This is a genomic window from Thiomicrorhabdus sp. zzn3 (assembly GCF_029767755.1).
Taxonomy (GTDB): domain Bacteria; phylum Pseudomonadota; class Gammaproteobacteria; order Thiomicrospirales; family Thiomicrospiraceae; genus Thiomicrorhabdus.
Genome location: NZ_JARUQS010000001.1, coordinates 84,956 through 98,827, shown reverse-complemented (window position 1 = coordinate 98,827; position 13,872 = coordinate 84,956). Strand labels below are relative to the sequence as shown.

Sequence of the window (13,872 nt, the reverse complement as noted above, 5' to 3'; positions counted from 1 at the left end):
GAATATTTTCATTGTAACTCGATTAACGAAAACCCCAAGCAATAAACGCAAAAAGGGGCTTAAAAGCCCCTTCAATATCATTTCCAATTCAACTTATTTCAAATTGGTCGCTTCCATTGGCGAGTTGATGATCGCATCAAACTCTTCTTGCGAAATAAACTGCGGTTCATAGGTAAAACCGTTTTTGGTCAGCACATCCCAGAAAGAGCGCAAGTGGTTTCTGGACCCTTTCATGAGCTCTTCATATACGGCGACAATATCATCATTCCCCTCAACTACGGCAATGGACTCAGCAATGTCTTTGATATCCAGCTCTTCAATCATATTTCCTACTTGAAGCGCATCTTCAAGGCTTTGTGACCCTTTAGTCACCAACGCTTCATAGGTTTCTACAAAATGATAGTCGGTAAACACACCTACCGTGTCGTCTACCACCGGATCTGCCAACTGATATTTCTCAATCAACAGTTTAATCGCATCCGTATGCTTCTGTTCAGATTCGGCGATATTTTGGAAAATACTTAACCCCCAAATATCGTACAAGGTCAGATACACATCGCGCGCCAACTTCTCTTCTTCACGCATGAAAAGCAAACCATGCTCTTCTTCCACCGACAACGCTTCAATCGCGGTACTCTCTACCACCGATTCCAAGGTTGTCTCTTCCACCGCGTCGCTTGCACCAACATTTCCAGCACCCGCCATCATCGCTGCAGTGAATACACTTGCTGTAAATAGGTTTTGAAGGGTAGGTTTCATAAGTCACTTCCTTTTTTGAGTTTCGAGAAAAGCTCTCTCTTTGACGGCTTCTATTTTATGGGAATTTTTTACATTTTAAAGAAAGAGTTTTTTATCCACAAATATAAGCAAATCCTTATTAACCATTTAAGCCATAAAGACTAGCGCATTGTGCGACACTTAGGCGCGTAAAAAGAAAGCGGAAAACAGCAACAACATCACGTTATAGAAAGCATGCAGCAATATAGAGGGGACAGTGGATTGATAACGGTCACGAAACCAGCCAAACACCAGTGACGGAAAGATTACCGCCAAGGCCCAAACAGGAGGATGGTAAAGCAAATGCGTCAGCATAAACAGCAGGCTGACCAACCAGTTGGCGCGACTTATTCCCAGCCTGCTGACCGAGAACCAGGCCTGTTGAAAAAGTTTGCCTTGCAGCATACCGCGAAAAAACAGCTCTTCAATCAATGGCTGCCAAACCACCATCAACACCACCACCTTCCAGCCGACATCAATCGCCGAAAACCAATCTGGATAAAGCGTGTAACCGACCCACAAAGACACGGGCGCGGCCAGCAAGGCAAGATAAAACCAAAACTCTTTAAAACACTGTGGCGTCCATCGCAATCCCAGTTCTATTTGCCAAAACGACATACTTTTTCTCAACCTATCATCTAAGAAGACATTATAAGCCGCACAATAAAAAAGGCGCCATTTGAATCCTCAAATGGCGCCTTCTCTAAAACGTTTACTTAAACGTTATTGCGCGATTACGCCTGGTTTCGATAGCGACGGAAGCCCAAGAAAGCCAGCGCGGAAGCTAGGATCGCAGGCAATACCGGATCAAACTTGGCGTTGTCGGACAGGGTACATCCTCCACCAGAACCGGATGAACCGGAAGAACCGTCATCATACGGATCATATCCATCAACAGCATCGGTTGTCGTCGCGACAGAAAAGGCCGCTTCCGTGTTTGTACCATCCGTCTCATTCCAAACCGCATACACGGTCTCCCCATTCGGAGTTGGACGCAACTGCGATTCATAGCGAGCATTACCATTTGGATTATCGACACGCACGACCGGTTCCATCGTCACCCCTTTGTCGAAGCTACGCGTATAGTAAATATCCAAATCTTCCGCATCTTCGATATGGGAAGCCACGTTGGTTTGCGTCCCCCAAGCAATGACGAACGCACTCGGGTTATAAGCATCCTCGGCTGTTGCAGAGTATGGTGTTTTCACAAAACGCGGTTCACGGACATTGATATCCGTCGTCGGCAGATTCGACAGATTTTTAGGCGCTGTCCACTCTCCCGTAGTACCGTCATAACGACGCAGCCAGAAGTCGTAGTTCACCAAATTCGTGTAGGTAGCCAGTGCCCAATCCGTAGTGTAGCTGTAACCCACATAGAGATCGTTCCCAACAATCGCACCGCGATGCGCCAGGGCATTTTCGATGTTATTGGTTTCCGTGGTATCCGTCAGGTTGTTGGTACCGGCTTTGGTGTTACTACTCAAGTTATACGCTGGCGTATTGCTCAAATCTTCTGCAGTCAGGTAATCTGAAGTTGCGCAGTTTGCATCAACCGCTGGCACCATATCGGTAGCGTCTACACCGCCAATGGCGACACGCGCCATAATATCTGACGGCCCGCCTTGGTCATACTGACCTTCTTTCCAGAAAATCCCCATACGCAGCCCAGAATCGACATCTCCTTGAACAGCGTTGACTTGAGCCATCATGTCATCCGTTTGCGCTACAAAACGCACGCGACGCGCATTTTCCAATGGATTGGAAATAATGCACCCGGCTTTATCAAATGCAGCATCTGCCGACTGGGTTTGAGGATCCGTGTTGTATGAATAAGTGTGATAGCGAACAAACTTACCGATCGCCAAACCTTCCGACCCTTTGGTCTCTTCATAAGCGACAACAACGGTAGACCCCACCAGCGCCGTATTGGCGCGTGTTGCAGAAGCTTGCCCCCCTTCAATCGCATCATCCGCCACTTCCACACCGGCAGCATTTCTAATCACATTATGGTTCCCTGACGCTGTCGAAGTCGCGTTATCCGTTAAACGCGCGACATTGGTAAAGGCCGCGGTTTTACCCGCGATCGCTTTTCCTGTATCAGGATCGGTTTTAGTAACCGTGTTTGTGGTTGTGGTATACCAAATATCCGTACCATGCGATGCGGTCGCACCTGAAGCACCGTCACCGGGGCCATCTGCGGAACCGAGTTGCAGTCCCAATGGATCCTCTTGCCAAGTCACCACCGCTTTACCCAAAGAATTGACCTTGCTGACATCCTGCTTCGCATCACGAGCACCCGTACTCAACTGAACCGGTGTAGCTGTCCCCCATGTCAAAGAACCGTCTGCGGCGACAGTCGCATAACGTGCCATCGCACAGCTAAATGGCACTTCACGATTATCACGGGTCAAATAGGCGACTGAGCGCTGGGACGTTCCCGTTGGATCCGTATCGATGGCTGCAGTTGAACCTTCAGCCAGCGCATCACAATATTTATCCGTCCACGTGACCATAATATTGGAGCCGCCATTGGAAATGTTAGGCTTATCCGAATCTCCGTAATAAGGCTTGCGGGTCGCACCATCGGTTTCCGGGCCATCCCAATCGGCATTCATACTGCTTAATAATGCCGTTCCTGATACGTTTTCAGGTTCACTCCAGCTTTCTTCAAGACTACAATCTGCGGCCGAACTGGCACAGGTACGAATGAAAATATCACGGGCCGGACGATCTACATCTCCCTTGACGTCATACACCAACTTGGTCGAATCGACTGAATCCCCGAATACCGTTATCAAGACACCGTTTCCTAAACGTACCAGCTTGGTTTTAAAGGCATCATCACCAACATCAGGAGTCGCGGCCCCTGACAAATTAAGTTGATTAGAAAACTGCAGCTGAGTTGCCGCCTGTTCCTGCGTCTGCGTTTCATCAGCCGCTTGCGCTAGAGGGGCAACAAAAGTCGCCGCCATCGCCAAAATTAACGTTTTCTTTTGAAAAGCCATTTCTTACCTCCGGTTAAAACCCTTTCATACAAAAATAGAAAGAACTTCAACCGCCCTTTCTAATCCAAACGTTATCTGTCAGTATAATCAATCAAACCGCATCAACCATCACCCATTGGGGTGAATTACGTATATAAACTTGATTTCAGATAACTTTGCTATGGATTAGTTTTTTCTATTATTTTTCATAAATTTATCTTTAGCAGATTCCTTGGCAAAGCCCAATATATAGATAAGATTATTTTATTATTTTTAATAAATACAATTTATTAAAATAAGGCGAAATCAAAACACGAATGCGATTGATATGCCGACTTCAAAACCCTCTATCTTCCTCATCTCCACCAGCCTACTGTTTGCAACTCTAATCGCTGCAAACAACCTGCTCAAAGAGCAGACACTGGTGATAGCCACTCTCATTACCCTGGGAGGCCTATTAGGTGCGACCCTCAACTATTTCCAATTTGGTTTCAGCAGCAGCTTTCGCAGCCTGCTCACAGATCGTAAAACGGCAGGCATGCGTGCGATTATCTGGATGCTGGCACTGGCGATTATTCTGTTTGCGCCACTGCTCGCTTTCAGTGAGGCCATCAGCACTCAGCCAACCGGTTTTATCCGCACCTTAAGCCTCGCAATTCCAATCGGTGCCTTTCTGTTCGGCATCGGCATGCAGATCGGCTGTGGCTGTACTTCCGGCACCTTGAACCGCGTTGGCCAACTGCAGCCGCTTTCGTTTACCACGCTGTTTTTTATGGTGATCGGCGGCAGCGTCGCCGCTTACACCTACAGCGGTTGGCAACACCTGCCCGAACTGGAACCGTTTGCTTTTCAAAACCAGTTTGGCTGGGTCATGGGCGTGGTTATTCAACTATCGATACTGTTTCTGTTGTACCAATGGTTAAACAAGATTGAACGCAAACGCCATACGACAGTGAAACCGCTCATTCACCCACAGCGCAGATGGCACCCTTTTCTATTGGCCGCTTTCGGCCTGGCGACCTTTAATACGCTACTCCTCTGGATTTCCGGCTCACCTTGGTCGATCAGCTCGATTTTCCCTTACTGGGGAACCCGCTTAATCGACGCTCTACATCTGCCAATCGACTGGGGATTCTGGGATTATGCGATGGAGAACAGCACCCATCTGGCGTTGGGACCTTTTGAAAATACAGTGAGCTTAACTACGATGGGCGTGATTGCTGGCGCCTTTGCCGTCTCTCTATTCAAACCCAGAAGCAAAGTTCCGGTGAATTTGAAAGGGGTAATGGGCAGTGTTATCGGCGGCACCATTATGGGATTCGGTGCCGTCATGGCGTCAGGCTGCAATATCGGCGCATTTTTCAGCGGCATCGCCTCGGGCAGCCTGCACGGCTGGGTGTGGTTTGTGTTTGCCTTGCTGGGGAATGGGATCGGCGTCTATCTGCGCCGCTATGTCGCCTAAAAAGAAAGATTAAGCCGGTTCAGCGATGCGGCCTGCCACTGCGCCGGCAATCACCACAAACGCCGCGGCCAAAAACAGACAGGCCTCCATGCCGCCCACCTGATAGACATAGCCGGAGAGCAAAGTGCCAGCCAAGCGCCCGCCCGCATTGGCCATATAGTAAAAACCAACGTCTTTGGAGGTGCCGTCGGCATCGGCAAACGAGACAATCAGATACGAGTGCACCGCCGAGTTCAGAGCAAACGCCACGGCAAATACCATCAGCCCAATCAGCAGAATCCACTTGGGATCAAAGCCGAGCAGCAACCCCATCACCAGAGGAATCGCAGCCAGCGCAAAAGCCAGTTTCATCGCGGTACGCGCCGTGGGGCGATGCCGTGTACTTGAGCCTTTTATCCCGGTCAGTTTCGGCGCGCTCGCCTGGATAAACCCGTAACCTATGATCCACAACGCCAGATAGGCGCCGATCTCGGCATGGCTCCATTCCAGCACACTCGCCAAATACACCGGCAGCGCCACCACAAACCAGATGTCGCGCGCGCCGAACAGAAAAAAGCGCGCCGCCGACAGCCGGTTCACCGCCGGGCTCTTGGAAAACAATTCGCTGAATTTCGGTTTGTTTTTGGCTTTGCCCAACCGGTTGTCCAAGAACAGCAAGGAGACCAGCAGCGCCAAACCCAACAGGCCTGCTAGAATATACAGCGCATTTTCAAAACCGACCGCGGTCAGCAAAAAGCCGCCTAGGAAAAAACCGACCCCTTTCAGGGCGTTTTTTGAACCCGTCAGCAACGCCACCCAACGATACAGCGCGCCGCTGGCTTCGCTCGCCAGGCTCTTGATACTGCTTTTGGCGCTCATCTTGTTCAAGTCTTTGGCAATACCGGAAACCGCCTGCGCTACCATCACATACAGCACCGTGAGCCACTCAGGATTGAGCGTCAGCATCAACAATGCGCCGACCTGCAACGCCAAGCCCACATCCATGGTGAGCTTGAGCCCCATGCGCGCGCCGATCCAGCCGCCGACCAAATTGGTGACAATACCGAAAAACTCATAGAGCACAAACAGCAACGCCAGTTCAAACGGCGAATAGCCCTGTTGATAGAAGAACAGCAGCACCAACATGCGCAAAGCACCGTCGGTCAGGGTAAACGCCCAATAATTGGCGGTGACAATCGCATATTGCTGTAGGGCGTTGGCTTGCAGCGTACTCATCTAAAACCTCGTTCAACCTTGTAAAATTGAACAGGCCTGGTCAAACCAGGCCTGTTGAAAACGGATGAAAATCACTCTTGACCGGCATTCAACCTGGCGGTTTTCACCGCCAGCTCCATCATTCTCGCCACATAGCCGATTTCGTTATCGTACCAGGCCAGCACTTTCAGTTGAGTGCCGTCCACCACCATGGTCGAGGGCGCATCGATCACCGACGAGCACAACTCGCCCTCGTAATCCACCGACACCAGCGGACGCTCTTCGTAGCCCAAAATGTCTTTCAGATAGGTTTCCGATGCGGTTTTGAACAGGCCGTTAACCTCTTCCACCGTGGTGTCGCGCTGCATCTCCAGCACCAGATCGGTCAAGGAGGCGTTCATCAACGGCACGCGCACCGCCAAACCGTTCAGCCGGCCGTTGAGCTCTGGAAAAATGGTGCCGATCGCCTGCGCCGAACCGGTCGTGGTCGGAATCAACGATTCAAACCCGGCGCGCGCTCGGCGCAGGTCCTTATGGCCGTGATCGACGACCTTCTGGGTATTGGTGCGGTCGTGCATGGTGGTGATCATGCCGTGCTTGATACCGATCTGTTCATGCAACACCTTAATCACCGGCGCAATGCAATTGGTGGTGCAGGACGCCGAAGTAATAATCCGGTCTTCACCGGCTATAAAAATATCGTCATTGATGCCCATGACGATGTTCTTAATGCCTTCTTTCATCGGCGCGGCGACGATCACCTGCTTCACGCCCTGATCCAGATAAGGCTGCAGACTGCCACGAGTGCGGAACTTACCGGTACATTCCAGCACCACATCCACCTCCAGCGCCGCCCAATCGGTGGCGGCAATGTCCGCGTTCTGCGAATAGCTGATGGCGTGCTCGCCAATCACAATCTGATCGGCGTCCTCACGCGCTTCATGCTGCCAGCGGCCGTGTGCCGAATCGAAGTTCAGAAGATGCGCCGAACCGTAGGCATCGGTCGCGGTCTCATTGATGTGAACAAACTCCACTTCCGGCCAGTCATAGGCCACACGCAGGGCCAGACGCCCCATGCGCCCAAATCCGTTGATCGCCACTTTCACCGTCATGGCAAGTTCCTCTTAATCATTACCCGAGTCCATTTAACCTATTTTTCATGACAAGATGATGAAGCTTGCTGAACTTGTCCAGCCTGTTTAAGCCAAGCTTCAATATCCGAACGGCTCGGCACGCCACCGGCATGCACCACCTGCTCATCAATCACCACGCCCGGCGTCGACATCACGCCGTAAGCCGCGATCTCCGCCACCTCTTCAACCTTAACCACCTGCACATTAATGCCAAGCTGTGCGCCGACTTCCTCGATCAGTTTGGCGGTATTGTTGCAATTGGCACATCCCGTTCCCAACACCTTGACTTGAATGCCGGAGGATTCGCCACAGCAGTTTGTTGCAGACGCCTCGCCGCAGCAGCTTGAGGTTGATTTTTCTCCTCCACAGCAACCAGATTGCTTTGGGCTTGTCTCTTGCGAACAACAGGCCTGTTGGGTTTTACTTTCATCATTCGATCCACAACAAGACGACGACGCGTCCGAATCGCAGCAAGAAGTGGGCTCGGCTTTGGACTGAGACGGATCACACACCACGCCGCACGCCACGCATTCACCGCGGGCGTTTTTGAACATCGGGCAGAAACCGCTGAACGACGCCTGAATCGCATTCAGAGCCATCGCAATCATCAGCCATAAAAACGACACCTCGGTCAGATCGACCTGTCCCATAAAATGCGCCACGATTAACAGAACAATCATCATCATGGCAAAGAATCGCAACGGGCGATTTCCCTTAATTGAATTCATCATTTTTCTCCTAAACTGAACAGGCCTGTTTGAAATGGCCTTGATTCATACATTTATCCATAAAAATAGTTAAACCCGTACCCAACCAGCATAAACGCAACGGCCAATACAGCAACAAACAGCGCCAAAGCCGGCCAGCGAATCACCTTCCTTAAAATCAGCAACTCCGGCAACGACAAGGCGGCAATGCTCATCATCAGCGCCAGACTGGTTCCCAAAGGCACCCCTTTGCCCAGCATCGCCTCGACGACCGGAATCACCCCGGTGGCATTGGAGTACAACGGCACCCCCAACAACACTGCTGCCGGTACACTCCACCAGTTGGAGGCATCCGCCAAGGTTTCACTCACCCACGCCTCCGGCACATAACCGTGAAACAGCGCGCCCACAGCGATACCGATCACCACCCAATGCCAGATGCGTTTGACGATGACCTTGACCTCGTTCCAGGCAAAGGCGTGCCGCGCTTGCAGCCCACCGTATTGCGCCTGACTTTCCTGACGGTGACGGCTCTGGATGTCCCAAACGTAACTTTCCACCCAGCGTTCCGGCTTGAACCAACCGATGATCACCGAACCGACATAGGCCACTGCCAGCCCGGCCAACACATACCAAAGGGCTACTTCCCAACCCAGCAGCGTCACCAACAGCACCACCGCCACCTCATTGATCATCGGACTGGCAATCAGAAAGGCAAAGGTAATGCTTACCGGAATACGCGCCTCGACAAAGCCGATAAACAGCGGCACCGACGAGCAGGAACAGAACGGTGTCACCGAGCCCAGCGTAATCGCCAGAGAACGCCCCATCCACAGCGGACGGTTCATCACCAGAGTCCGCACCTTTTCGGTGGAAACAAACGCACGCAGCAGCCCCATGACATAGATAATCACCGCCAACAGAAAGAAAATCTTGGCGGTATCCATGACAAAAAACTGCACGGCGGCACCCAATCGACCGGTTGCATCCAACCCCAGTAATGTAAACGCGATCCAATTGCCTAATACATCAAACCCCACAGAACCACTCTTCACTTAGTTATGCCATTTAACAAAAACACTATATCTGCATAAACAGATATAGTCAATTTAAACCCCACCACAAAACACTGAAAACCGAACAGGCCTGTTCAGTTTTCCAATGCGAATTTTTCAAAATGCGTTAAGGATTGGCGATGCTGGCTTTGTCGCTCCGCCCGATGCGGAACCACAGCGCATAGAGTGCCGGCAGAAACAGCAGGGTCAGCAAGGTGCCGACGCTGACGCCGCCGATCAGAACAAACGCTAAAGGCCCCCAGAAGGTATTGGTGGTCAACGGAATAAACGCCAGCATCGCCGCCAGTGCGGTCAACAGCACCGGGCGGGCGCGACGCAAGGTGGCATCTATCAGCGCCGTTTCCGCGTCCATGCCGTGACGCAGGTTGTCGTTGATCTGCCCCACCAAAATGAGCGTGTTGCGCATCAAAATCCCCGCCAAACCGATCAACCCCAGATTGGCGACAAAGCCGAACGGCTGCGAGAACAGCAACATCGCAGCCACCGCACCGATCAGACCCAAAGGCGCGGTCATCAACACCATAAAGGTACCGGAAAAACTCTGCATATTGAGCATGATCAAGGTCACCATCAGCAGCACCATCACCGGCATCAGCCTTTGAATCGACGCCTCCGCCCGCCCCGACTCTTCGATCGAACCGCCGATTTCAACCCGGTAGCCGTGCGGCAATTGCGCCAGCATCGGCTGCATCGCTTTCCAGATGGCATTGGTCACATCCGGAGGCTGCGCACCGCTGACCTCGGCGTTGACATTGATGTATGGCGTACGATTGCGGCGTTTCAGAACCGGATCTTCAAACACCACTTTCCACTGCGCGACCTGTTCCAACGGCACCTTCTGGCCCTGGGCGTTTTCAACGGTCAATTCGCCCAAACGATCCAGTTGCGCCTCGCGTCCCAAACGACTGAATTCCGTCAGCAGAATACGCCGCGTCTGCTCACGCAATTCGGCCCGGGTTTCGCCTTGCAACGCGGCCTGCAACTGCTGTGACACCGCTAAAGGCGTCAGCCCCAACCGCGCCAAACGCGCGTCGTCGTACTTAAGCTCTATCGCCGGGGTGCGTGCGCCCCACTCCAAATGGGCATCATCAATATGCGGATTGCGCGCCATCTGCTGACGTACTTTTTCGCCCCACTCGCGCAAAACGGCCACATCGTCCCCCATCACGCGGAAGGTGACCGGCCATACCACCGGCGGGCCGTACAGCAAGGCATGCACCCGAACCCGTGCCGCGTTAAACGCGCCCTGATCCAGATGGGATTGAAAACGCGCCTTCAATCGCTCTCTCGCTTGGGCATCTTGCGTGACCACAATGATTTTGGCAAAGGCGGCATTCGGCAACTCCGGATTCAATGCCAGAAAGAAGCGCGGTGCCCCCTGCCCCACATAGGCGGTCAGGCTCTTCACCTCCGGCTGGGTTTTCAGATAGGCTTCCACCTGTCGCGTCAACTGATCGGTCACCTTCTGACTGCTGCCTTCCGGCAGATAAATATCCACCATCAGCTCGGGACGATCCGAACTCGGAAAAAACTGCTTTTCCACCTTCTGCACCATGCCGATGACCGCCAGAACAAACAGGCCTATCGTCATCGCGACGACGGTTTTTCGGTGCGCCACACACCCATGCACCACGCCGGACAGACTTCGGGTAAAGATATTGTGCGGCACGCCTTGATGCGTCTCGGAACGAAGAACTTTCGGCTGCGGCAGCATTTTGTAGCCCAGATAGGGGGTAAACACCACCGCCACAATCCATGACAGCGTCAGTGCAAACGCCAGAATCCAGAAAATATTGCCGGCGTATTCGCCGACATTGGAGGCGGCAAAGCCGATCGGCACAAAACCGGTCACGGTGACCAGGGTACCGAACAGCATCGGTGACGCGGTCACTGTCCAGGCATAGGCCGCCGCTTTCATGCGATCCAGCCCCTCTTCCATTTTGACCAGCATCATCTCGATGGCGATGATGGCATCGTCCACCAACAATCCCAACGCCAAGATCAAGGCCCCGAGGGTAATGCGATCCAGATTGCGCCCGGTCAACTCCATCAGCAAAAAGGTCAAGGCCAGTGTCAGCGGAATCGCCAAGGCCACCACCACGCCGGCCCGCCAACCCAACGCGACAAAACTCACCGCCATCACCACCAGCACCGCCATCAGGAACTTCAACTGAAAGGTATTGACCGCCAGGGCGATCGCATCCCCCTGGTTGGTCACTTTTTGCAGCGTCATATCCGCCGGCAGCTCATTGGACCAGGCCTGTTGAAATTGGGTGAGTCGATCAGACAGCGCCAGACCATTGACGTCCTTACGCATAATCACCCCCAGCAGCAAGGCATCCTCTCCCTGATTACGGATCAGATACTCGCTCGGTTCGGCAAACCCGCGCTTCAGCGTGGCCACATCTTGCAATTGGAACACCTGGCCGTTGGCCGCAATCGGCAGCTGCTTAAGCTCCTCCAGAGAACGCCTTTCCGCCGGATTGCGCAGATAGACGCGTGGGCCGTCAGTTTCCATAAACCCGCTCGGCACGACCTGCTGATACGCTTCCAACGTTTGTAGAAGCTGATCGCGCGCCAATCCTAATTCGTTCAATTTACGATCATCGAATTCAATCTGAATTTGCTGCGTCTGCTCGCCGAGCAGATTGACTTTCTGCACCCCCTCCACTCGCAGCAAGGCGTCACGGGTACGCTCGGCTTCAGACAGCCACTGCGCATAATCCTGGCTGCCACGCGTCAACGCATACAGGGTGAAGTAAACATCGGAAAAATCATCTTTGACAATCGGCCCCTGCACGCCCTTAGGCAGCTGTGCGGACAGATCCAGCATGCGTTTTCGCACCTCATAGAATTGGTTCTGAACCTCGTCCGGCGGCGTATGCTCAAGCAATTGCACCAGCATCGTCAGCTGTCCGGGACGCGAGGTGGTTTCCACGCGGTCGAAATATTCCACTTCCTGCAGACGCCTTTCGATCGGATCGGCAACCAATTCCTGCATCTGTTGCGGCGTTGCCCCCGGCCACTTGGCGGAAACCAACAGAACTTTAATCGTAAAGCTTGGATCTTCAGCACGCCCAAGCTGGATAAAGGAAACGGTCCCCACCAGCATCGACAGCAAAATAAAGTAAAGTGTCAGCGCACGATGACGCACCGCCCATTCAGAGAGGTTAAAGCGCTGCATCATGGCTTAGCCGCCTTGACTTGATCTACGGCTTTCAATGCGCTCACCAATTGGCCTTCGGTCAGCCGGTGTGCACCTTGAGCCACCACCGCTTCACCCAGCGGTAAAGCACTCTCTATATAGGCATAGTGAGCATCCAAACGCACCACCCTCACGCTCTGCGCCCGTACCTGGTACACTGGAGAATCGCCATTTTCTTGCGATACCAACTGCCAGATTTTCGCTGTTTTCCCATCCTGCCAGACCGCGCTCAGCGGCACGCGTTGCAGGCTCGAGACCGCCCCGTCCGTAACAGAAAAGCGCACTTCGGCCACGGCCCCCAGAGGAACAACGCCTGAACAGTTGCTCAAGGTAAAATAGGCGGGATACAGCAGTGTTGACTCTTGATTCAACGGCTGATAAGCGCGCAATGACACTTCACAGACAAAGGGCTGATCCACACCGACAGCCTGCACCGCCTGCTGAAGGCTGTGCAGTCGCGAGGCCGGCACGCCGACCTGAACTTCCAGATCGCCGGCGGCCAACTGCATCAGCGGCTGTCCTGCTGTGATCACCTGCCCCGGCTCAGCCGAGACTTCAGTCAACACGCCGTCTTGCGGCACTTGCAATTGTGCATACTGTAATTGGCGCTGAGCCAATTGCAGAGCGGATTCTGCTGACAGCGCAGACTTCTTCGCTGAGACTTCAGCCGTCTGCGCACGCTGCAAATCTTGCTCACTGACCAGTTTTTTGGCAAACAAATTCTGCAAGCGCTCGCGCTCGCGCATCGCATTCAACGCATTGGCCTGCGCGGCATCCCGATCGGCTTCTGCACGCGTCACCGCCAGCGCTAAATCATGCAATTCCAAACGTGCCAATACCTGCCCCTGAGCAACCGATTGACCTACTTCGGCGAAACGCTGTTCAACAATACCGCCGACTCGAAAACTTAACGGAATCTGATAGCGACGCTGCACCCGTCCACTCAAGAACCAAGGCTGTGCTGGTGCCGCTTCAATATAGGTGACTCTGATTGGCAAAATGTCGTGCAAAGCGGCATCAGGACTCTCCGCATCAGCACCAACCTTAGAGGCCCAAACGGGTGAGCAGACGCTGCTCATCACAACACCTGCACTCACCACACTCACCATTGCTTTCCAAACTCGTCGCATCCTCTGCTTCCTTTTTTCGCCACCTTAACCTTGCGGCGATGCACTTAAAGTCTACTTATATTACCTTAAACGTAACGGTTGATTCATCAGAAAAATGTAGCAATAATTACACAACACCACTCGTGTAAATATCGTACGCAGCTATGCTATAGTATCGGCAAGATTGAACAGACCACCCAAAAGACACCGCAAATTAATCTTCTG

Annotated in this window: 10 protein-coding genes; 1 reads left to right on the top strand and 9 read right to left on the bottom strand. The window is 52.7% G+C overall.

Features of this window, described 5'->3' with window-relative positions; all coding sequences use genetic code 11:
- Positions 1 to 93: 93 nt before the first annotated feature.
- From QCB44_RS00425 to QCB44_RS00415, 3 genes are all read right to left on the bottom strand, one after another.
- Positions 94 to 759, bottom strand: coding sequence for a DUF2202 domain-containing protein (locus QCB44_RS00425; RefSeq protein ID WP_279407243.1), 666 nt, complete (start codon positions 757 to 759; stop codon positions 94 to 96).
- Between the two features lie 159 nt (positions 760 to 918).
- Positions 919 to 1,395: a JDVT-CTERM system glutamic-type intramembrane protease gene (gene mrtJ / locus QCB44_RS00420; RefSeq protein ID WP_279407241.1), complete on the bottom strand. Its 477-nt coding sequence runs from the start codon at positions 1,393 to 1,395 to the stop codon at positions 919 to 921.
- Between the two features lie 116 nt (positions 1,396 to 1,511).
- Entirely contained in the window at positions 1,512 to 3,782 is a 2,271-nt protein-coding gene (locus QCB44_RS00415; RefSeq protein ID WP_279407240.1) for a choice-of-anchor O protein, read from the bottom strand.
- Positions 3,783 to 4,089: 307 nt separating this feature from the next.
- Between QCB44_RS00415 and QCB44_RS00410 the strand changes: the two genes are divergently transcribed.
- Entirely contained in the window at positions 4,090 to 5,223 is a 1,134-nt protein-coding gene (locus tag QCB44_RS00410; protein ID WP_279407239.1) for a YeeE/YedE family protein, read from the top strand.
- A 9-nt stretch (positions 5,224 to 5,232) separates the two neighbouring features.
- Here the strand turns inward: QCB44_RS00410 and arsJ are convergent, their stop codons facing one another.
- The 6 genes from arsJ to QCB44_RS00380 all read right to left on the bottom strand — a co-directional run bounded on the left by arsJ (position 5,233) and on the right by QCB44_RS00380 (position 13,668).
- Positions 5,233 to 6,438, bottom strand: a complete 1,206-nt coding sequence (gene arsJ / locus QCB44_RS00405; RefSeq protein WP_279407238.1) for an organoarsenical effux MFS transporter ArsJ — start codon at positions 6,436 to 6,438, stop codon at positions 5,233 to 5,235.
- 71 nt (positions 6,439 to 6,509) lie between these two features.
- Complete coding sequence (locus QCB44_RS00400) at positions 6,510 to 7,529, bottom strand: ArsJ-associated glyceraldehyde-3-phosphate dehydrogenase (protein ID WP_279407237.1); 1,020 nt, start codon at positions 7,527 to 7,529, stop codon at positions 6,510 to 6,512.
- Between the two features lie 38 nt (positions 7,530 to 7,567).
- Positions 7,568 to 8,278 (bottom strand): thioredoxin family protein, encoded by a 711-nt coding sequence (locus QCB44_RS00395; protein ID WP_279407236.1) that lies wholly within the window; start codon positions 8,276 to 8,278, stop codon positions 7,568 to 7,570.
- A 53-nt stretch (positions 8,279 to 8,331) separates the two neighbouring features.
- On the bottom strand, positions 8,332 to 9,312 hold the full coding sequence (locus QCB44_RS00390; RefSeq protein ID WP_279407234.1) for a permease: 981 nt from the start codon (positions 9,310 to 9,312) through the stop codon (positions 8,332 to 8,334).
- Between the two features lie 127 nt (positions 9,313 to 9,439).
- The gene (locus QCB44_RS00385) at positions 9,440 to 12,520 is read right to left on the bottom strand and encodes an efflux RND transporter permease subunit (protein WP_279407233.1); all 3,081 of its coding nucleotides are present in this window, start codon (positions 12,518 to 12,520) and stop codon (positions 9,440 to 9,442) included.
- Entirely contained in the window at positions 12,517 to 13,668 is a 1,152-nt protein-coding gene (locus QCB44_RS00380; RefSeq protein WP_279407232.1) for an efflux RND transporter periplasmic adaptor subunit, read from the bottom strand. The genes QCB44_RS00385 and QCB44_RS00380 overlap by 4 nt, the downstream gene beginning before the upstream one ends.
- Positions 13,669 to 13,872: the final 204 nt, after the last annotated feature.